We start from the raw sequence: 20633 nt of genomic DNA, 5'->3' as shown, positions 1-20633 counted from the left end.
ATAGTGCGGCGACAGTGTTGAAGCCGATTAGTAAAGGAGCATTTGGATGAGCATTAGAGAAATTGCGCGGCGGGCGGGAGTATCGCCCTCTACGGTCTCTCGCATTGTCAACAGCAAAAATGTTTCGGCGGCCAGCCCGCAGACACAGGAGCGGATCTGGGCAGCTGTACGGGAATTGGGTTATGTCCCCAATCAACATGCCAGACAGCTAAAGCGTCCAGAGCTGGATCAGAAGCCCCAGAATCAAAATCTGGACTGTGTCTATGCCCGTACTATTGGCCCCTATTTGGATCCCTTTTTTACGGTGCTAATGCGGGCAGCGGAGATTACCGCCTTTGATGCGGGGTATAATCTTCGCTATCATTACTCTGTGGCCGATATTCAGGATGGAAAAGCCCCGTTTACCGACACTAACTCTGACTCGGCCGTAGTCCTGGGCCGCATCGAGCCTCGTTCTCTCAGCCTGTTAAAAAAGTGGTATAAAAATATCGTCAATATTGGGCAGAACTCTGCGCCTGATGGGATCTTCGATCAGGTGATCTGCAGTGGTTACCAGGCAGTCCGCACCTGTGTGGAGTACCTGCGTTCGCTAGGCCATAAAAAGATCTGTTATATGGGGGAAACGGACAACGAGCAGCGATTTCAAAGCTATCTGGACGCCATGGCCGATCTGGAACTAGGTGACCTGACCCCCTATGTGGCACGCTGCTTGTTTAACCCAACCGATGGGTATGAGGCTACCAACCGGCTGCTGGACAGCGGGGTGGAGTTTACAGCCATTTTGTGTGCCAACGATATGAATGCTGTGGGCGCTATGAAAAGTCTGCGGGAGCATCGGCTGAAGGTTCCCCAGGATGTCTCTATTATCGGTATCAACGACATGGAAACTGTCTGCTATCTGGATCCTATGCTTACGACCATCCATGTCCCTCTGGAGGAGATGGGACATCTTGGAGTAAAACTGTTGATTGACCGCATTGAGGGCGGACATACATCATCAATAAAAGTGGACGTTCCGTTTACGCTGATTCAACGGGAGTCTTGCGGTCCGGCCAAAAAACGCTATTAATGGAAGAGGACCGGCCGTGGCGCTCTATTGCCCGGCTGCTCTGTATGAAGCAAAGAGGCAGCAATCAACTCCATATGTCTCCTTATTGTCCAGATCGCCTCTCTGCTATAGACTTTCACTACTGAATTTGTACCCGAAATCTCTCCCTGTTCCTGCGCATTATGATCGCCGGCAGGTGTAGGCGGCCGGTAGAACAAACCATCAAATGATAGGGAGAAAAATCATTTCGTTTTAAGAGCAATGGAAAAAGCGTGCCGTTTTTGCGGCACGCTTTTCCTCACTTTCGCCTTTTGATCTCGGTTATTTCACTATAAGATTATCTCGAACAAAGCGGCATACTGAATATACAAAGATTACATCCACACCTGTTGTGGACAGATGATTGGGAAGATCATAGGTTGCGAGAAGAAAATCAAACAGAGTATGAACACTCGGCAGAAGGCTTAAATTCAATACAACGATCTCTCGTATGTATAAGCGCAACTCAGAACGAAACATGGCACACACAGAATCCAAATGAAAAAGCCCCTGGCAGATACCGCATTTGCGGTATCTGCCAGGGGCTCAGACTCCTCGATAAATGTTCCCTTATATCAAGGGGTACCTGTCCGGTCCCAGGGTATATTTCACGCCTGTCCCGCCAAAGCGATGGCCCGGTCAAGGATGCGGCCCGCCGCCGCCTCTTTAGACAGGAGGGGAAGCTCCTCTACCCGGTCCCGTGTGATCAGGGTGATGACGTTGGTATCCACCCCAAAGCCGGCTCCATCCACCTTCAAATTATTGGCGCAGATCATATCCACGTTTTTCTTTTCCAGCTTGACCCGACTGTTTTCCAGCATATCGCGGGTCTCCATGGAGAAGCCGCAAATGATTTGGTCCGGGCGGCGGTGCTCTCCCAGGTGCTTTAAAATATCCTGGGTGCGTTTCAGCGGAATAGACAGATCGCCCTCTCTCTTTTTCACCTTGTCGTCGCTGTAATCCGCGGGGGTGTAGTCGGCCACGGCGGCGGCCTTAAAGATGAAGTCCGCCTGCTCCTGGCGGCTGGTCACAGCCTGGAACATATCTTGGGCGGATACTACCTCCACGACCTCCACAAAGGGGGGGGGGGAGATGGAGGTCGGACCGGACACAAGGGTGACCTGCGCCCCCCGGAGCATAGCCGTTTTGGCAATGGCGTAGCCCATCTTGCCGCTGGAGTGGTTGGTCAGATAGCGGACAGGGTCCAGAGCCTCCTGGGTGGGGCCGGCGGTGACCAGCACTTTTTTTCCCGTCAGGTCATGGGGCAGAGCGATGGCCCGCAGGATATGCTGGATCAGCAGATCAGGCTCAGGCAGCTTGCCAGACCCCACCGCCCCGCAGGCCAGCCGGCCGGAGGCGGGGGAAATGACTTCCCAGCCATAGTGACGCAGAAGGTCCAGATTGTCCTGAGTCACTGGGTTTTCCAACATATGGGTGTTCATGGCCGGAGCGATCAGCTTGGGGCAGATGCAGGCCAGCACCGTGGTAGTCAGCATATCGTCGGCCAGCCCGTGGGCCAGCTTGGCGCACACATTGGCGGTGGCGGGGGCGATGAGGACCAGGTCCGTCCGGTCGGCCAGGGCAATATGCTCCACCTGGTGGGCGAAATTGCGGTCAAAGGTATCCACCATACAGCGGTTGCCTGTCAGCTGTTCAAAGGTCAGGGGCGCGATAAATTGGGTGGCGTGCTGGGTCATCACCACCTCCACATTTGCGTGGAGCTTTACCAGGGCGGAAGCCAGATAGGCGGCCTTGTAGGCGGCAATGCCGCCGGTGACCCCAAGCAGGACGGTTTTTCCCTTCAGCATGGTGAACTCTCCTTTTGCGTTCAAATCAGTGTCTATTATACAAATTTCCTGCCGTGGTGTAAAGAGAAAAGGTCGGGAGAAAACGGAAAGGGACCGGGGGCGTATTCCTCCGCTCCGTCGGACAAAGTCCGTAAGTGCCTCACCCCCGGACCCTGTTATACGGGGGACGCACAGATGGGGGGCGGCAGCCCCTAGAGACCTTTGGCGCCTTTCCGTCTCTGAAAAGGCACCCAGCGGAGGTATGACAGGCTGTCAAAATTTTTCCAAGGCCCATCGGAGATACGGCAGGCGATCACATGGCGCCGCCTCTACAGCCTTATCAAATATCATATAGTCAAATAATTTTAAGCACTAATTATGCACTAAAAATAAATTTATAATAAGTTCAAAAGATATGCTTTGTTTATTAAATCAGAAAGTAGGCAAAGCATATGGCTGATAAAACCCATTTAAGCATCCGAATGGATGAAAAGCTACATGACAAGTTCAGATATGTAGCCGGAGCAGAGGGACGTTCTATGAGTGGTCAGATTTTGTATCTGATCCAAAAATGTGTTCGTGACTTTGAAAAAGAGCATGGCCCTATCCCTGAGGACGAGCTGAAGTGAGGGTGGGCGAGGCACTGCTGGACCTGCTCTTTCCGCCCAAATGCCCCTTTTGCCAGCGGCTGCTGCATGACCCACGGGCTCCCCTGTGTCCCAACTGCCAGGCCAGCCTGCCGTGGCTGACCGGAAGGGCGGGGGAGCGGCGGGTGGACTTTACCCAGGGCTGCTGGTCTCCGCTGGCCTACCAGGCCCAAGTGCGGGAGGCGGTCCAACGATATAAGTTTGCCCCGGCTCCGGCCTATGGCCGGCCCTTTGGCCTGCTGATGGCCCAGTGTGCCAGGGACCAGGGAGTGGAGGCGGAGCTGGTGACCTGGGCGCCCCTGTCCAAAAAGCGGCGGCGCAAGCGGGGCTTTGACCAGGGGGAACTGCTGGCCCGGACCGTGGGGGAATGCTTGGCGCTCCCTGTGCTCCCTCTGCTGGAAAAGAGCCGGCATACAGTCCCTCAGTCCAGTCTGCCCGATGGAGCGGCCCGTAGGGCTAACGCCCTGGGGGCCTATTCTCTGCTGCCGGGAGGGAGAATAGAGGGCGGGCGGGTGCTGCTGGTGGACGACGTGGTTACCTCCGGCGCCACCCTGAGCGAGTGTGCCCGTCTGCTGTGCCAAGGGGGTGCCAAGCAGGTCCTGTGCCTGACTTTAGCCCAGGCGGGAGAGGGTGGGGATAAATTAGAAAATAATAGAAATAATGGTTGAAAAGCCGGCGATCAGCCGTTATAATGATAGACGGCGGCAAATAGGTTTTGCCGATTTGGCTATACTATAATTGACAAAATAACTTGGCCCTGGCTGGCGGTCCGGGCCAGTGATGAATCAAGATAAGGTGGACGAAACTATGGGGCTATTTAGCAAAGATATCGGTATCGATCTGGGTACCGCTTCTGTTTTGGTATACATCAAGGGCAAGGGGGTCGTCCTGCGGGAGCCCTCTGTGGTGGCCATGGATAAGAACACCGGCAAACTGCTGAAGGTGGGTACCGAGGCCCAGGCCATGCTGGGCCGCACCCCCGGCAATATCGTGGCCATGCGTCCCCTGCGGGAGGGCGTCATCTCCGACTATGACATGACCGAGCGGATGCTCAAGGAGTTTATTAAGAAGGTGACCACCTTCTCCCTGTTTAAGCCCCGCCTGCTCATCTGCGTGCCCTCCGGCATCACCGAGGTGGAGGAGCGCGCCGTTGTGGACGCGGGCATCCAGGCTGGTGCCCGCAGAGCCTACCTCATTGAGGAGCCTGTGGCCGCCGCCATCGGCGCGGGTATCGACATCACCAAGCCTGATGGCCACATGGTGGTGGACATCGGCGGCGGCACCGCCGACATTGCCGTCATCTCCCTGGGCGGCGTGGTGGAGTCCGCCTCCATCAAAATCGCCGGTGACAAATTCGATGAGGCGGTTGTCAAGTATATCCGCAAGAAGCACAATGTCCTTATCGGAGACCGCACCGCCGAGGAACTGAAAATGACCATCGGCTGTGTCTTTCCCCGCCCGGAGGAGGTCACCATGGAGATCAAGGGGCGCTGCCTGATGACTGGTCTGCCCCGTGTATTCTCCGTGTCCTCCAGCGAGATGATCGACGCCTTTGAGGAGGTGTCCAGCCGCATCCTGGAGGCCATCCACGGTGTGCTGGAGCGCACGCCCCCGGAGCTGGTGGCCGATATCTCCACCAACGGCATCGTCATGACCGGCGGCGGCTCCCTGCTGTGGGGCTTTGACAAGCTGGTGGAGTCCCATACCGGCATCGAGACCCATGTGGCCGACGATGCCATCTCCTGTGTGGCCCACGGCACTGGCAAGAGCCTGGACAGCCTGGACCAGATGCAGGATGGCACCATGAACCTGTCCCGCCGCAAGCAGATGAACTATTGATGAGAATGAGTGTCCCCGGCCAGACTGGGCTGGCCGGGGATTTTCTAGCTCTTTTTTAGGCGGAGGAAGAGGACCGCGCACACCAGAGCGGCGGCCAACTCGGCGGCGGGCAGCGCCAGCCAGAGTCCCCATACACCCCAGAGGGCGGACAGGAGCAGGGCGGCCGGCACCACCAGGAACAGGCCCCGGAGCAGAGAGAGAAGCTGGGCGGGCAGGGCCTGCTGGGTGGCGGCGAAGTAGGTGGCGGCCATGATGTTGACGCCGGCCAGAGGGGCGGACAGGAAATAGAGCCGCAGTCCCTCCACCGCGGTGGCGGCCAGCACGGGGTCCCCCTCGCTGTTAAAGAGGGCGGCCACCTCCGGGGCGAACAGGGCCAGCAGGATATAGATGACCCCGGCCATCGCCAGGCAGGCGGTCAGGCCGTATCCCAGGACACGCCGGGCCAGGTCCGGCCTGCCCTGGCCGTGGGACCGGCTGATGAGGGGCTGGGCCCCCTGCGCCACCCCGGTAAAGACGGCAATGACCACCAGGGCCAGGTTGGCCACGATGCCGTAGGCCGCCACCCCCACGTTGCCCAGCAGGGACAGCATAAGGGTATTGAACACCAGCATGACGATGCCGGAGGACAGCTCGTTGACCAGGGAGGGGAAGCCCAGAGAGCAGGTGGCTCTGGCGGTTTTCCAATGGAGCCGGGTCCGAACCAGGTGGAAGCCGTTTCGACGGCGGAGCCGGTGGAGCAGCAGGATGGCCATACTGATGACAGGGGCGATCCCCGTGGCCAGCACAGCGCCGAAGATTCCCATATCCAGGGGGAAGATGAACAGATAGTCCAACAGGACATTGGACAGGCTGCCCACCAGCATGGCTAGGGAGGCCAACTGAGGCGCCCCGTCGTTCCGGACGAAGGCGAGGAGGGTGTGGTTCAGGATAAAGGCAGGGGAGAACAGGAGAATGACCTTCAGGTAGGTATGGGTCATGGCAAAGACCTGCTGATCCGCGCCCAGGAGAAGGGTCAGGGGACGGGAGAGGAACAGTCCGGAGGCCACATAGACCAGAGCGGCCGCCAGGGCCAGAAATAAGGTGTTGGTGAAGATGGCGCCCGCCTGCTCTCCACCGTCCCGCCCCCGGTGGACGGCGTATTGGATGGCACCGCCCATTCCCAGCATCATGCCGGTGCCCATCACCAGGCTGACGATGGGCAGGGCCAGATTCAGGGCGGCCAGGCCCTGGGTGCCCAGCCCCCTGGAGACAAAAAAGGTGTCGGCCAGGATATAGCAGGACAGCCCGACCATCCCGGCCACGTTCAGGGCGGCGTAGCGGAGAAAATCAGAAAAAAGTTCGGTGGTTTTCATCAGGTACCTCCTAAGACCGGGCCCGGCGGGGGGCACAAAAAAAGCGCCAGCCCCTTCTATCTTCAACGGCCTAACGATAGAAGGTCTGACGCTTACACTCTTCCCCGGCGGCAAGAGCAAAGTTAGATATCAGTGTGCTATGATACCAGATGGGAGGCCCTGTGTCAAGAGCCGGAGCCCGCTGCCCTTACAGCTCGCTTTTTGGGGAAAATTGTGTTATACTGAAACTCCCAGAACGGGAGAGACACCCCTCGGGGATTCTGTGACGAAGAGAGGCGCTGAGTATGGAGAATGTTCAAGAAGTCCTGTCAAACGTCGCCGGCACCTTGAACCTAAAGACCTTGTCCTGGGATGCGGCGCTCCGGGTGGTAGTGCTGGTCCTGGTGGGTATGGCGGTCATCCGTGTCCTGATGAAGCTGGTGGACCGCCTGCTGGAGCGGTCCAAGTCCCTGGCCTCCCTCCACGTGTATATCCGCTCCATGGTCCGTGTTGGGCTGTGGTTCTTGCTGGTGCTGATGGCAGCGGGGTCCCTTGGCATCGACGTGACCTCCATCATCGCCCTGCTGAGTGTGGCCGGACTGGCTGTCTCCCTGGCCCTGCAAAACACTCTGTCCAACCTGGCGGGAGGGATCATGCTGCTGGTGACCAAGCCATTTCAGGTGGGGGACTATGTGGAGGCGGACGGAGTCGGCGGGACCATCGCGGCTGTGGATCTGTCCTATACCACCTTTGTCACCGTGGACAATAAGGAGATCTTTGTGCCAAACAGTCAGCTGTCCGCCGCCAAGATCGTCAATTACTCCGCCCTGGGCCGGCGGCGGGTAGAACTGACCGTCAACGCGTCCTACGACGCGCCTACACAGACGGTCAAAGAGGCTATCCAAGAGGTGCTGGACGCGATTCCCCAGATACAGCCTGATCCCGCCCCGGCCATCTGGCTATCTGCCTACCAGTCCAGCAGTATCCAGTATGTGGTCCGGGTATGGACTGCTGCCGGGGATTACTGGGACGTGTACTACGCCATTCAGGAGGGCCTGCGGGAGTCCTTTACCCGCCACGGGATCGAGATGACCTATGACCATCTGAATGTCCATATCCTGGAGCGATGAACGCCGCTTAGGCCAGCCGCACCCCCAGTCCGCGGGGCCTTCAAGGCATAGCCAGCCCGTGGAGAAAGCCGTCCAGCTGGGGCGAGAGGACCTCGCCAGCGATGATGGTGTTTTTATAGATCAGCAGGTTTACCTGTACGCCGGCTTCTCCCGTCGGGTAGTTGGTGATCTCATAGGTATAACGCTTGGCCCGCTTTCCAGCGTACTTTTCCAGGTCAAAGCCCTGGCCGGACTGGAGGGCGAGGTACTCATTATAGCTCTCGTCCATCTCCTTGGGAATGAGCATCTCCTGGGTAGCGATAGGCTCTGGGGATACCTGCCAGCCAAAGTCGGCCAGATAGGCCACCCGGTCCTCGTTCGTCTTGACCCCTTTGGGGTCTGGGACAGAGGGCGAGGCCACCTCCCGGACGGCGGAGGTGCCCAGATTCAGCACCAGGGCGCAGCAGCAGGCCATAGCTGCCAGGGCCACCCCAAAGGCCAGCTTCCGCTTGGGGACCTTCGCGGTCACGATCAACACAGCGCATTTCTCCTTTCGTCGGCTCGTTCTCCCTTCACCATATGCGCCAAGGGACGAGGTTATACCCGAAAGGAGACAATAAGGGGCCCCAGCTTAGGATAGGGGCCTCCAGAGATTCACAGGACGGCTCTAACCGGCTCTGAGAGGCGGCGAGGCCCGGTACAGCCATAGGGGAGGGGAAGGATATGCCGCTGGAACGGCTGGATAAGATACTGGCCTCCACAGGCCGCTGGTCCCGGCGGGAGGTGAAGGACCTGGTCCGCCAGGGCCGGGTACAGGCGGGGGGGATGCCGGCCGCCCGGCCGGAGGACAAGTTCGACCCCGCCCGGGACGAGATATCAGTGGATGGGCAGGTGGTGGACTGCGCCCCCTTCGTCTATGTGCTGATGAACAAGCCGGCTGGTCTGCTGTCCGCCACAGAGGACCGGCGGCAGAGGACAGTGCTGGACCTGCTCCCGGAGCATCTGCGCCGCCGGGGGCTCTTTCCCGTGGGCAGACTGGATAAGGACACAGTGGGCCTGCTGCTGCTCACGGACGACGGCCCGCTGGCCCATGAGTTGCTCTCCCCCAAAAAGCATGTGGACAAGGTATACTACGCCCGGGTGGAAGGGCAGCTGAATGAGGAGGACCGCAAGGCCCTGGCCTCTGGTATGGTTTTGGGGGATGGATCACAGTGCCTGCCCGCCCTGCTGGAGCCCCTGGGGCGGGGGAACGAATGTCGGCTTACCTTGCGGGAGGGGAAGTACCACCAGGTGAAGCGGATGCTGGCCGCGCGAGGTAAACCAGTGGCCTTTCTGCGGCGCCTGTCTATGGGCCCACTCTCCCTGGGAGAAGAGCTGAAAGAGGGAGAATGGCGCCTTCTGACGGAGGCGGAAGTGGAGGCATTGCAAAGGATTCGGAGCGGCAGTTGAGCCTTTTGGTCGTTTTTCACAAAAAAATAGAGAAAACCTCTTGCCAAACAGGGGGGGCAGCCGTTATAATAGAAGCAGTGTTCAAAGAGATTTTAGGAGGGATCGATGTGTCAAGCAGGATGTTCCAGAGCGTCGTGCTCCAGATGAAGGACAGTGTCAATCGCACAGTGGGTGTCATCGACGCTGATGGGATGGTGGTCGCTTGCAGCGAATTGACCTGCATCGGAGAGCATTGGTCTGGCGCTGTGGTCGCCGTGAATGGGGCTGACAGCAGCATCGCCTATTTTGAGGGGAAGACCTTTAAGCCTCTCGCGGGCTGGGGAGCCCAGTTCGATTACGCTGCCTTTGTCAAGGGAGAGGACGAACTGGCCGCCTCCCTGTGCGCAATGGCGGTGGTGGCCTTTAACGGCGCAAAGACTTACTACGAGGAGAAGCATGACAAGGCTACCTTTGTCAAAAATATCATCTCAGACAACATTCTGCTGGGGGACATCTATACCCAGGCGAAGGAGCTCCACTTTGTATCTGAGGCGCCCAGGGCCGCTTTCCTGGTTCGCCAGTTGGGGCCTGCCGATGTTACCACCATCGACGTGATCCAGGGCCTGTTCCCCGATAAGCAGACCGACTTTGTCATCTCTATCAACGAGACGGATGTGGCCCTGATTAAGCAGCTGCCTGAGGGGGCCGATGCCAGAGAGCTGCAGAAAATCGCCAAACAGATCGCCACTGCCGTTACCCAGGAACTGGGTATCAAAGTGGTCATCGGCATCGGAACCGTGGTCAATCACATCCGAGATCTGGCCCGCGCCTATAAGGAGGCCGGGGTGGCTATTGACGTGGGTAAGGTCTTTGAGAATGAGAAGACCATTATTAACTATGAAAACCTGGGCATCGGCCGTCTAATCTATCAGCTGCCCACCATCCTGTGCCAGATGTTCCTCCAGGAGGTCTTTAAGAAGAACCCCATTGACGCCCTGGATCAGGAGACTCTGTTGACTATCAACAAGTTCTTCGAGAACAACCTGAACGTGTCTGAAACGGCCCGGAAGCTCTTTGTCCACCGAAATACCCTGGTGTATCGGCTGGAAAAGATTAAGAAGCTTACCGGACTGGACCTGCGGGAATTCGACGACGCTATCACCTTCAAGGTGGCCCTGATGGTCAAAAAATATCTTATTTCCCGGGGCATTGAGTCCTAAGAGAGCTGAGATAAAAAGCCGGGACCGACTTTTGTCGGTCCCGGCTTTTTATCCAATTCTTGCCCCACATGGGGCGGACGAAGAGTTGGGAAAAGACCCTCAAAAAATGCGGGGATAACCAGTCGGACGGGAGAGAAAGAAAGAAGAACTTTACTGATTTTGTCATTTACATAACACAGGATTTGTGGTACACTTTACTTTGATTACAACAGTCAGGGATGGAGATGGCGTTGCTTTTTTCTGTCGACTCTTGACAGGGAAAGGTTACAAGTGTAAACTATGAAGCGCGTCCCAACAAAATAGGCTGTCAAAGGTCTGGTAAAATATCCTCTGGAAAGAGGAGGAGCGGAGATAACATGATACGTCTGATCGATGTACATAAAGAATATGACAATGGAACTAAGGCGCTGAAGGGCGTGAATCTGCGGATTGACGACGGGGAGTTTGTCTTTCTAGTAGGGCCCTCTGGGTCGGGTAAGTCCACGGTAATCAAGCTGATCACGGCGGAGATTGCGGCCACTGAGGGGCGGCTAATGGTCAATGGCTACAATTTGAATAACATCAGTCCACGCCAAGTGCCCTATATGCGCCGGACGCTGGGCATCATCTTTCAGGACTTCCGCCTGATTGAAAAAAAGACAGTCCACGAGAACCTAGCCTTTGCCATGCGGGCCATCGGTGCCTCCAATCGGGAGCTGCGGCGGCGTATCCCCTATGTGCTCCAACTGGTGGGGCTGGAGCAGAAGGCTGACCGCTATCCTGGACAGCTCTCCGGCGGCGAGCAGCAGCGGGTGGCCATCGCCCGGGCGCTGGTCAATAACCCCAGCATGATCATTGCCGACGAGCCCACGGGTAACCTGGACCCCCAGCGATCCCTGGAGATCATGGTGCTGCTGGAGCGCATCAATGAGCTGGGTACTACCGTTTTGGTGGTTACCCATGAGAAAGCGTTGGTCAACCGCTTTGCCAAGCGGGTCGTGGCCATCGAGAACGGACGTATCATCAGCGACGAAACGGGTGGGTACTACAATGGCGAGAAAGTTTGACGCGGGATATTATTTTAGCGAGGGGTTCCACTCCATTTTCACCCACGGCTTCATGTCCTTTGCCGCTGTGTGTATGATCGTGGCCTGTCTGCTGATTATGGGCTCCTTCTCTCTGCTGGCGGTGAACCTGGACCATATGCTGGGTGACCTGGAGGCGGAGAATGAGATGCTGGCCTATATTGACGAGAACTATACGGAGGAGCAGGCTCGGTCCATCCAGCCGGAGATCGAGACACTGCCCAATGTGACAAAAGTCACCTTCGTCAGTCGGGAAGAGGCTCTGGAGGATTACAAAGAGGGACGGGAGAACAACCCCCTGCTGGACGACCTGCCTGACGAGGTGCTGCGGGACCGCTTCCGCATCCATGTGGAGAACCTGGAGCAGATGGAACAGACTGAAGCCGCGGTAGAGCAGGTCACGGGCGTGGCCAACGTTCGAGCGGCAATCGATATTGCCAACGGCTTTGTGCTGGCCCGGAATATCGCCACCGGTGTAGCTGTTGTGCTGATCGGGATTCTGTTGGTGGTGTCCCTGTTTATCATCGCCAATACCATCAAGTTAGCCACCTTCTACCGCCGGGAGGAGATCGCCATCATGAAGATGTGTGGCGCCACCGATGCCTTCATCCAGTGGCCCTTCGTAGTGGAGGGCCTGATCTTAGGCCTGACAGGGGCTCTGCTGGCCTTCTTTGCCCAGTGGGGCATTTACCAGCTGGTGGCAAAATTGATTATCCAGGGCAACGGGTTGTCTCTGGTGACAATGGTCAGCTATACCTCTATGATTCGATACATTCTGGCCATTTTCTGCGGCACCGGAGCCCTGATCGGCGTATGCGGTTCTCTGCTGGCCATCCGGAAATTTTTGCAGGTCTGAGATAGGAGAGAAACTTATGAAGCATCAGAAAAAGCAACGTATCATGATGGGGGTACTGGCCGGTTTTTTGGCCCTGATGATGCTGTTGCCAATCTTGGCTCAGATATTGATTCACTGAGCGGATAGACCTGGGAGGAAATACTGTGAATAAGAGAAAGACCGTATTTCGCCGGGTGGTGACACTGGCGCTAGCGTTGGCTATTCTGCTGCCCCTTACAGGGCCCTATTCGGTGCCTGAGGCGTCGGCCGTTACCCAGGATGAGATCGACGACCTGAAAGAAGACGCCAGCGCCCTGGCAAACCAGAAGAAAGATTTACAGGCCCAGCTGAAGGACGTTCGGGCGGACAAGAACGCCGCCCAGCAGCAGAAGGACCTGATCGAGCGGCAGATCAACGTGATTCAGGAAGAAATAGACAACATGACTGCTCAAATCGAGAAATACGGCCAGCTCATCCAGGAGAAGGAGGTGGAGCTGGCCCAGGCGGAGGCGGACGAGGCGGAGCAGTACGACCTGTTCTGCCGCCGTGTTCGCTATATGGAGGAGGAGGGCGAGGTGTCCTACTGGTCCGTCCTGTTTTCCTCCGCTGACTTCAGCGATTTGCTGGACAACTTCATGATGGTGGAAGAGATCATGGAGTATGATAACAAGGTCATGGACGACCTGATTGCCATCCGGGAGCAGATAGAGGTGGACAAGGCTGAACTGGAGCAGGCCAAAGCCGCCCAGGAGGAAGCCCGCAAGGAGCAGGAGGCCGCCAAGAAGGAGCGGGAGGCCCAGGAGGCAGAAGTAGATAAGCTCATTGGCGAGATCAGCTCCCAGGAGGATCAACTGGAGGCCATGGAGGCAGAGCTGCAAAAGGCCGCCAATGCTCTGGATGCGGAGATCAGAAGAAAAGAGAAGGAGATGGCCGCCCAGATATCTGGTGTGCAGAGCGAGTCCGGCTTCCTGTGGCCCCTGCCTGGGTACACAACGCTGTCGTCCCTCTTCGCCGGACGCATCCACCCCATCACCGGCAAGAGGCACAATCACACGGGCATCGACATCCCAGCGCCCAAAAATACCAAGATTCTGGCCTCCAAGAGTGGTGTGGTCACCACCTCCACCTATAACAGCTCCTACGGCAACTATGTGGTGGTCTCCCACAGCGATGGGACTAGCACCCTCTACGCTCATATGAATAAGCGGGGCGTCAGCGAGGGGCAGACGGTGAAGCAGGGAGATGTGGTGGGCTATGTCGGTACCACCGGTTCCTCCACCGGCAACCACCTACACTTTGAGATCCGGGTCAACGGCACCCGAAAGGACCCGGTCAACTACTTTAAGGATATCCCCCTCTATGTCCGGTCCGGGGGTACCACCAAACGGTTGAACTGACAATAAAAAGCCGCCTCCCGGTATCGGGAAGGCGGCTTTTTAGCGGCGCCGTGGAAAAATGGAAATTTTCCTTGCGCCTGGGGCCCCTATCCTGTATAATACCAACGATAAAATGGGAGGTACAGGGGACTTTATGGTCCTGTGGGAGCCATCCCAGATACGAGGTGGACAAACTATGCTCCTTGCCATAGATATCGGCAATAGCAATATCGTCATCGGAGGTATTCAGGACGACCGCATCGCCTTCGAGGCTCGGATCGCTACCGACCACATCAAAACCTCGGACCAGTATGGGGTGGAGATCAAAAATATCCTATCCCTCTTTGATGTGAAGCCGTCGGACATCGACGACTGCATCATCTCCTCCGTGGTGCCTCCAGTGTTCAACTCCGTACGAACCGGTGTGGTCAAGCTGATCCGCAAACAGCCCATGGTGGTGGGGCCGGGGATCAAGACCGGGCTGAATATCCAGATGGACGCCCCCGCCCAAGTGGGCAGCGACCGCATTGTGATCGCCGTGGCTGCCCTGGCGGAGTACGAACCTCCCCTGACCCTGCTGGACCTGGGCACCGCTACCACCATTGAGGTGGTGGACCGGGGCAATACCTATGTGGGAGGATGTATCATCCCCGGCGTTCGGGTATCTTTGGAGGCGCTGACCTCCCGCACGGCCCAGCTTCCTGGAATCCGGCTGGACCGGCCCAAGAAGGTCATCGGCAAGAACACAGTAGACTGTATGCGCAGCGGCATTATGTACGGCACCGCCGCCATGCTGGACGGGATGCTGGACCGGGTAGAGGAGGAACTGGGCTATTCTACCACCGTGGTGGCCACCGGAGGCATGGCGCAGTTTATCGCCCCCCTGTGCCGCAGAGAGATGACACTAGAGAAGGATCTGCTGCTGAAGGGGTTGAATATCCTCTACAAAAAGAATCTCCAGGAGCGGAGAAAAGGAGAGGAATGAGGTAGAAGGTCCCGACCGATTAAATTCTATGAACCTAGCGATGTGTGGCTGGGAGGGAGGCTTGTGTCAGCCACTGGCATCTCTACCAACGGGGGACCACTGCGAATCCGAAGAGAGCAGGATAAAGCGCCTCCCTTCGTCAAAGTGACGAAGGGAGGCGCTTTTTTACGCGAACAGATCGATAAAGTAATGTTTATTATACTTCTCTGATTGGAAAATATAAATAGCCTTTTCCTGTTGCTGGGTCAGTATAATCGTGAACTGCTCCGACCAGAGAAATGCCCTCCTGATTCATTTGTCCAATGATTTTTTCAAACACCCCCCTATGGTTTTCAGCAACTATATACTCATAACTTGGTATTGTCCATTTTACCCATCCATCAGGTGCTTCTGCGCTATCAACACATTCTACCCCTGCCAGATACAAGCCTTTACGAAAGCCATCTTCCCACGGCTTAAATGAGTGAGAAATATCAGACATAGCACCCCATATTCCCACAATACTCCCATTTGCGTCTCTCTTTGCCAGATGCGCTACCTCACTAAAATTACTATTTGCATCATTCCACAATTTTTGAATAAATCCTTCGCCGTCTAATGTTGAGCCCTCTTTTCCAATGACAACAAATTTTTCCTTTATTACTTTCATCATTCTGTATCTCCTCAGATTCAAAGTTATTGGCAAAACAATTCCATCCTTTGAATATCTGCGATTTTGATTGCCTCGCAACTGATAGGAATGGAGCTATTTTCATAAAATCCATTGCGTACAGAACCATCTTTGAAATATACTCTTACAAACTTGCCATACATATCTGCATATTGCTCATGGAATGCTTAATTTCAGAAATAGATTCGCGTCCAAATAGAGGTTTATCTTTTTGGTTACTTTATCATATTTTCCTGTTTTATTCAATTCATAGTGAAATCGACGGAGTCAGGTCCCATTTGTCCAAAGGGGAATAGGGATGAGAGAGCAGGCCCCTTGACAGATGGGGAGAAATCCCATATAATAGGGCCCAACAAAAGCGATGCGGAAGAGAAGTATCCGGGTAGAACGGTGCAGAGAGGGCGCGGCTGGTGAAAGCGCTCCGGGAACCCCGGTGAAGTGGCTTCCAAGCTCCGCCCCAGAACGGTAGTAAGGGGCGGCGGTCCCCGCCGTTATGGGATCGAGCGCGGGCGCTGTGCCCGAACTCAGGTGGTACCGCGGTTTTTGATCGCCCTGAGCCAACGGCTTGGGGCGTTTTTATATTCCGAAAGGAGCAGAGCTACGCATATGAAGATCACCAATGAGACTGTCTATGACTGGGGAGCTTATGTGGCCATGAACCGCATGGTAACCCGGGCCACCCACAGGGGTCAGAGCATCGCTCTCCGGGTCCTGTTCGCAGCTCTGGCCCTGCTCCTCCTGTTTGCCGCACGCTTCCAGTTTACCGGCATCCTCCAGGTCCTGCTGGCCCTGCTGGGCGCTGTAATTCTGCTGTGGACCCTGTTTTTAAATCAGCTGAGGGCCCTCCTCATGGTGAAGCTCATTATGAAGGGAGTGAAGGTGTTCACCAACACCTTTGACCAGGAGGGGTGGACCGTCGCCGGCGTGGGCGGCGGCGAGCAGCGGATGTCTTATGACGACATCGCCTCCATCCTGGAGGGGGACCGCTACTTCATCCTCCTGGAGGACAGCCGCCGGGGCTATATTCTGGACAAGAGGACCTTCGCCAGCGGCGAGCTGGAGCGATTCCGTTCCCTGATCCAGAGCAAAACAAAAAAGACCATTCAGAATGTCTGATTTTAGAAAGTAGGAGAAACGCTATGAGTATTGAACTGCCCAAGGTCTACGAGCCCCAGGAGGCCGAAGGCCGCATCTATGAGAACTGGGAAAAGGCGGGGTGCTTTAAGGGCCGCCGGGACCCGAAAAAGAAGCCGTTTACCATCGTCATGCCGCCCCCCAACGTGACAGGACAGCTCCATATGGGGCACGCCATGGACTGCACCCTTCAGGACATCCTCATCCGCTTCAAGCGGATGCAGGGCTATGCCGCCTTGTGGGTCCCTGGCACGGACCACGCCGGCATCGCCACCCAGATCAAGGTGGAGGAGGACCTGCGGGAGAACGAGGGCCTGACCCGCTATGACCTGGGCCGGGATAAGTTCCTGGAACGGGTGTGGGACTGGAAGGAGAAGTACGGCGGCCGCATCGTAGCCCAGCAGAAGAAGATGGGCTCCTCCTGCGACTGGGACCGGGCCCGGTTCACTATGGACGAGGGCTGCTCTAAGGCTGTCAGGGAGACCTTCTGTGAACTGTATGATAAGGGCCTGATCTACAAGGGGAGCCGCATCATTAACTGGTGCCCCCACTGTACCACCGCCCTCAGTGACGCGGAGGTGGAGTACCAGGACAAGCCCGGCCACCTATGGCATATGCGTTATCCCCTCTCTGACGGGTCCGGCTATTTGGTGGTTGCCACCACTCGGCCGGAAACCATGATGGGCGACACCGGCGTGGCCGTCAACCCCAATGACGAGCGGTACAAGCATTTGGTGGGCAAGACCTGCATCCTGCCCCTGATGGACCGGGAGATCCCCATTGTAGCCGATGACTATGTGGAGATGGACTTCGGCACTGGCTGCGTGAAGATGACCCCCGCCCACGACCCCAACGACTTCGAGGTGGGCCTGCGCCACAATCTGGACACCATCCGGGTGCTGGATGACAACGGTGTGGTCAACGCCAACGGCGGCAAGTACCAGGGGATGGACCGGTACGAGGCCCGGAAGGCGGTCATCGCCGACCTGGAGGCCATGGGCCTGTTGGAAAAAGTGGAGCCTTACTCCCACAACGTTGGCACCTGCTACCGCTGCCACAACGACGTGGAGCCTATCATCTCCGCCCAGTGGTTCGTCAAGATGGCCCCCTTGGCCAAGGAGGCCCTGCGGGTAGTCAACGAGGGTGAGGTCAAGTTTGTCCCTGAGCGATTTGCCAAGACCTACACCAACTGGATGGAGAATGTGCATGACTGGTGTATCTCCCGCCAGCTGTGGTGGGGACATCAGATCCCTGTGTGGTACTGCGATGACTGCGGCCACATGACCGTCAGCCGGGAGGACCCCACCGAGTGCGAGAAGTGCCACTCTAAGAAGATCCACCGGGACCCTGATGTGTTGGATACCTGGTTCTCCTCCGCTCTATGGCCCTTCTCTACCCTGGGATGGCCGGAGAAGACCCCCAATCTGGATTACTTCTATCCCACCGACGTACTGGTCACCGGCTATGACATTATCTTCTTCTGGGTGGCCCGGATGATCTTCTCCGCCTGTGAGCAGACCAAAAAGCCCCCCTTCCACACTGTGTTTATCCACGGCCTGGTCCGGGACGACAAGGGCCGAAAGATGTCCAAATCTCTGGGTAACGGCATCGATCCTCTGGAGATCGCCGAGAAGTACGGCGCTGACGCCCTGCGCTTCAATCTGGTCACCGGCAACAGCCCAGGCAACGATATGCGCTTCTACACTGAGCGGTGCGAGGCTATGCGGAACTTCGCCAACAAGATCTGGAACGCCAGCCGCTTCCTGAAGATGAACCTGACCATTGACAAGTGCCAGTTGCCCGACAAGCTGGAGCTGGAGGACAAGTGGATCCTGTCCAAGCTCAACCGGGTCATTCCAGATATCACCGACAACATGGACCGGTATGAGCTGGGCGTGGCCGCCCAGAAGATCTACGACTTCATCTGGGACGACTACTGTGACTGGTATATCGAGCTGACCAAAACCCGCCTTCAGGGCGAGGACCAGGACAGCAAGGTCCGGGCCCAGCAGGTGCTGTGCTATGTGCTCACCCAGATGCTGAAGCTGCTTCACCCCTTCATGCCCTTTATCACCGAGGAGATCTGGCAGGCGCTGCCCCACGGAGACGAGGTGGAGGAGGGTTCCTTCCTGATGCTCCAGTCCTGGCCCGAGCACAGGGATGAGCTGGACTTCCCCGACGAGGAGAAGGCCATGGAGCTCATTATGGATGCCATCCGGGCTGTCCGTACTCGCCGCAGCGAGATGAACGTGCCCCCCTCCAAAAAGGCCCACCTTACCGTAGCGACCGATGAGGCGGAGGTATTTGAGCTGGGCGTGCCCTTCCTGAAAAAGCTGGCCTACGCGGGTGAGGTGACCATTGTTCCCGCGGGCCAGACCTCTGAGGGAGCGGGACAGGTCACCGTAGTCACCCATGCCGCCCAGCTGTCCATGCCTCTGGCCGAGCTGGTGGATATGGAGAAAGAGAAGGCCCGCATGGAGAAGGAGCGGAAGAAGAACTTTGATGAGCTTCAGAAGCTGAATGCCAAGCTGGCCAACCCCGGATTTGTCAACAAGGCTCCTGCCCATGTGGTGGAGGCGGAGAAGGAGAGGGCTGTCAAGCTCAACGAGCTGGTAGCCAAGCTGGAGGAACAGCTGAAGAATATGTGAGAAAAAGAGCCGGACAGGGATAACTGTCCGGCTCTTTCTTAGATGGTTATGGGCTGATGCTGGGCGGTTTTTCCATTCTGGGAAAGGGAGCGCCGCGGAACCGGGAACGAATCGAATAAAGATACATCTGCCAACCATATCCCAGGACTATTCCGCATATCCTCCCACATAAGAGGTGAGGATATGATCGGACAACTGGTATTCGGCTCAGGCGGACCCAGACAGGGAGAGCGGGAAAAGCTCTACGGCCTGCCGGTGCTGCGGGTGCGCGCCGATATGGACAGCTTTTGGTGGGAGCGGCGTGTCAAGAAAGCGGGAAGGGCACTGTTTCGGGGCGGAGCCCGCCGGGTGCTGGTCCCCAGAGGGTTCCCCTGTTGGCCTCTGTTGTCGGAATATGGGCTAGCTCCAGTGGACCCAGGGCCTTTCCTGCGGGCCCAGTCACCGGCGCTGGCACTGGCGCTGCTGGAGCGGAGGGGAGCGGCGCCGGATCGGTCCACCGTGGTTTTATGCGGGGCGCGGGCAGACTGGGAGATGACCCGTGTCGCCGTAACGCTCTGTTCTCAAGTCCGGAACCTGGTCATCGACGCGCCCAAAGGAGGGGAGGAGCTGGCCCGATGGCTGCGCGGGGAGTTCGGTGTGCCTATCCTGCCACGGAGAGAAGGGGGGCAGGCGGCTCTTTGCTTTCATCCAGACGGGGCCAGGGGAGAGGAGCCTACGCTGGAGCTCTACGGACATGCACCGGATCTGGCGGGCCTGTCCCTGTCAGCTCCACATCTGGGGGAGGGAGATCGGGAGGATTTGGACCTGCTCGCCGCCCTGTATGAGTTCGGACGACTGAACAAAGAAGAGCTAAAAATCACTTGACAGCGGAGAATGGAGCACTTATAATGACACATACTGCATCAGTGTGCCCATTTCTTTATTATAATGTATGGCGGCCTGATAAGCTCGGAGCCGCCATTGGAAAGGTGTGCGAGGTATCATGGCAAAAGAGTATCGTTTGAGCCCGGAGCGGCTCAAGGAGCTACAGGATGAGATGAGCTACCTGAAGACCGTCCGGGAAAAAGAGGTGGCGGAGCTCATCAAGGAGGCCCGCTCCTTTGGCGACCTGTCTGAGAACAGCGAGTATGACGAGGCCAAGAACGAGCAGGGAAAGCTGTACTCCCGCATGGCTGAACTGGACGAGATCCTGTCAAACTATGTGGTCATCGAGGAGGAGGAGGACGGCGGCGATTACATCCGCATGGGCTCCTCCGTCACCGTGCTGGATAAGGAGTTTGGGGAGGAGGAGACCTATAAGATCGTGGGCTCCCAGGAGGCTGATCCCATGAAGGGCACTATCTCCGAGGACTCCCCCTTTGGCAAGGCCCTGCTAGGCAAGAACGCCGGGGATGAGATCACTGTGGACGCCCCCGCCGGTCCGGTAGAGTATAAGATCCTGAAGGTGGAGCGGTAATTTTCCAAGATACAGAG

General features: G+C 57.0%; 19 protein-coding genes and 1 other annotated feature. Of the genes, 15 read left to right on the top strand and 4 right to left on the bottom strand.

Features of this window, described 5'->3' with window-relative positions:
- The first annotated feature begins 46 nt into the window (after nucleotides 1-46).
- Nucleotides 47-1069 carry a LacI family DNA-binding transcriptional regulator gene (locus tag H8S11_RS07290; protein ID WP_147570642.1) on the top strand — a complete coding sequence of 341 codons (1023 nt, stop codon included), beginning with the start codon at nucleotides 47-49 and terminating at the stop codon, nucleotides 1067-1069.
- 626 nt (nucleotides 1070-1695) lie between these two features.
- Here H8S11_RS07290 and coaBC read toward each other — a convergent pair.
- Nucleotides 1696-2895: a bifunctional phosphopantothenoylcysteine decarboxylase/phosphopantothenate--cysteine ligase CoaBC gene (gene coaBC / locus H8S11_RS07285; protein ID WP_147570641.1), complete on the bottom strand. Its 1200-nt coding sequence runs from the start codon at nucleotides 2893-2895 to the stop codon at nucleotides 1696-1698.
- Between the two features lie 431 nt (nucleotides 2896-3326).
- Between coaBC and H8S11_RS07280 the strand changes: the two genes are divergently transcribed.
- The 3 genes from H8S11_RS07280 to H8S11_RS07270 all read left to right on the top strand — a co-directional run bounded on the left by H8S11_RS07280 (nucleotide 3327) and on the right by H8S11_RS07270 (nucleotide 5360).
- The gene (locus H8S11_RS07280) at nucleotides 3327-3503 is read left to right on the top strand and encodes a type II toxin-antitoxin system antitoxin (protein ID WP_186852689.1); all 177 of its coding nucleotides are present in this window, start codon (nucleotides 3327-3329) and stop codon (nucleotides 3501-3503) included.
- On the top strand, nucleotides 3500-4189 hold the full coding sequence (locus tag H8S11_RS07275; protein ID WP_147570639.1) for a ComF family protein: 690 nt from the start codon (nucleotides 3500-3502) through the stop codon (nucleotides 4187-4189). The genes H8S11_RS07280 and H8S11_RS07275 overlap by 4 nt, the downstream gene beginning before the upstream one ends.
- A gap of 112 nt (nucleotides 4190-4301) precedes the next feature.
- Nucleotides 4302-5360, top strand: a complete 1059-nt coding sequence (locus tag H8S11_RS07270; protein WP_374740038.1) for a rod shape-determining protein — start codon at nucleotides 4302-4304, stop codon at nucleotides 5358-5360.
- Nucleotides 5361-5404: 44 nt separating this feature from the next.
- Here H8S11_RS07270 and H8S11_RS07265 read toward each other — a convergent pair whose 3' ends face one another.
- Nucleotides 5405-6712: an MATE family efflux transporter gene (locus tag H8S11_RS07265; protein WP_186852688.1), complete on the bottom strand. Its 1308-nt coding sequence runs from the start codon at nucleotides 6710-6712 to the stop codon at nucleotides 5405-5407.
- A gap of 284 nt (nucleotides 6713-6996) precedes the next feature.
- Here H8S11_RS07265 and H8S11_RS07260 point away from each other — a divergent pair, with 284 nt between their 5' ends.
- A complete protein-coding gene (locus H8S11_RS07260; RefSeq protein ID WP_147570637.1) occupies nucleotides 6997-7821 on the top strand; it encodes a mechanosensitive ion channel family protein in 825 nt (274 codons plus the stop codon).
- A gap of 40 nt (nucleotides 7822-7861) precedes the next feature.
- Here H8S11_RS07260 and H8S11_RS07255 read toward each other — a convergent pair whose 3' ends face one another.
- Nucleotides 7862-8338 (bottom strand): DUF4830 domain-containing protein, encoded by a 477-nt coding sequence (locus tag H8S11_RS07255; protein ID WP_366460902.1) that lies wholly within the window; start codon nucleotides 8336-8338, stop codon nucleotides 7862-7864.
- 185 nt (nucleotides 8339-8523) lie between these two features.
- On the opposite strand from H8S11_RS07255, the gene H8S11_RS07250 reads away from it, so the two are divergent.
- The 6 genes from H8S11_RS07250 to H8S11_RS07225 all read left to right on the top strand — a co-directional run bounded on the left by H8S11_RS07250 (nucleotide 8524) and on the right by H8S11_RS07225 (nucleotide 14708).
- The gene (locus H8S11_RS07250; protein WP_186852687.1) at nucleotides 8524-9249 is read left to right on the top strand and encodes a pseudouridine synthase; all 726 of its coding nucleotides are present in this window, start codon (nucleotides 8524-8526) and stop codon (nucleotides 9247-9249) included.
- Nucleotides 9250-9356: 107 nt separating this feature from the next.
- Nucleotides 9357-10448 (top strand): PucR family transcriptional regulator, encoded by a 1092-nt coding sequence (locus H8S11_RS07245; protein ID WP_147570636.1) that lies wholly within the window; start codon nucleotides 9357-9359, stop codon nucleotides 10446-10448.
- A 356-nt stretch (nucleotides 10449-10804) separates the two neighbouring features.
- Entirely contained in the window at nucleotides 10805-11494 is a 690-nt protein-coding gene (ftsE, locus tag H8S11_RS07240) for a cell division ATP-binding protein FtsE (RefSeq protein ID WP_147570635.1), read from the top strand.
- A complete protein-coding gene (gene ftsX / locus H8S11_RS07235) occupies nucleotides 11478-12368 on the top strand; it encodes a permease-like cell division protein FtsX (protein WP_147570634.1) in 891 nt (296 codons plus the stop codon). Before ftsE ends, ftsX begins: the two co-directional genes overlap by 17 nt.
- A gap of 143 nt (nucleotides 12369-12511) precedes the next feature.
- On the top strand, nucleotides 12512-13744 hold the full coding sequence (locus H8S11_RS07230; RefSeq protein WP_240287152.1) for a murein hydrolase activator EnvC family protein: 1233 nt from the start codon (nucleotides 12512-12514) through the stop codon (nucleotides 13742-13744).
- 175 nt (nucleotides 13745-13919) lie between these two features.
- Complete coding sequence (locus H8S11_RS07225; RefSeq protein WP_147570632.1) at nucleotides 13920-14708, top strand: type III pantothenate kinase; 789 nt, start codon at nucleotides 13920-13922, stop codon at nucleotides 14706-14708.
- Between the two features lie 196 nt (nucleotides 14709-14904).
- Here H8S11_RS07225 and H8S11_RS07220 read toward each other — a convergent pair whose 3' ends face one another.
- Entirely contained in the window at nucleotides 14905-15360 is a 456-nt protein-coding gene (locus H8S11_RS07220; protein WP_186852686.1) for a GyrI-like domain-containing protein, read from the bottom strand.
- A gap of 370 nt (nucleotides 15361-15730) precedes the next feature.
- Nucleotides 15731-15936, top strand: a binding site (T-box leader).
- Between the two features lie 48 nt (nucleotides 15937-15984).
- Here H8S11_RS07220 and H8S11_RS07215 point away from each other — a divergent pair.
- The 4 genes from H8S11_RS07215 to greA all read left to right on the top strand — a co-directional run bounded on the left by H8S11_RS07215 (nucleotide 15985) and on the right by greA (nucleotide 20616).
- On the top strand, nucleotides 15985-16494 hold the full coding sequence (locus tag H8S11_RS07215) for a YcxB family protein (protein WP_186852685.1): 510 nt from the start codon (nucleotides 15985-15987) through the stop codon (nucleotides 16492-16494).
- Nucleotides 16495-16517: 23 nt separating this feature from the next.
- Nucleotides 16518-19160 (top strand): valine--tRNA ligase, encoded by a 2643-nt coding sequence (locus tag H8S11_RS07210; RefSeq protein ID WP_186852684.1) that lies wholly within the window; start codon nucleotides 16518-16520, stop codon nucleotides 19158-19160.
- A 183-nt stretch (nucleotides 19161-19343) separates the two neighbouring features.
- On the top strand, nucleotides 19344-20024 hold the full coding sequence (locus tag H8S11_RS07205; protein WP_147570628.1) for a hypothetical protein: 681 nt from the start codon (nucleotides 19344-19346) through the stop codon (nucleotides 20022-20024).
- A 118-nt stretch (nucleotides 20025-20142) separates the two neighbouring features.
- Nucleotides 20143-20616 (top strand): transcription elongation factor GreA, encoded by a 474-nt coding sequence (gene greA, locus H8S11_RS07200; protein ID WP_147570627.1) that lies wholly within the window; start codon nucleotides 20143-20145, stop codon nucleotides 20614-20616.
- Nucleotides 20617-20633: the final 17 nt, after the last annotated feature.

The sequence above is a fragment of the Flintibacter hominis genome (genome assembly GCF_014287965.1).
GTDB classification, from domain to species: Bacteria; Bacillota; Clostridia; order Oscillospirales; family Oscillospiraceae; genus Lawsonibacter; species Lawsonibacter aceti.
This window is presented reverse-complemented; position numbering and strand designations above follow the sequence as displayed.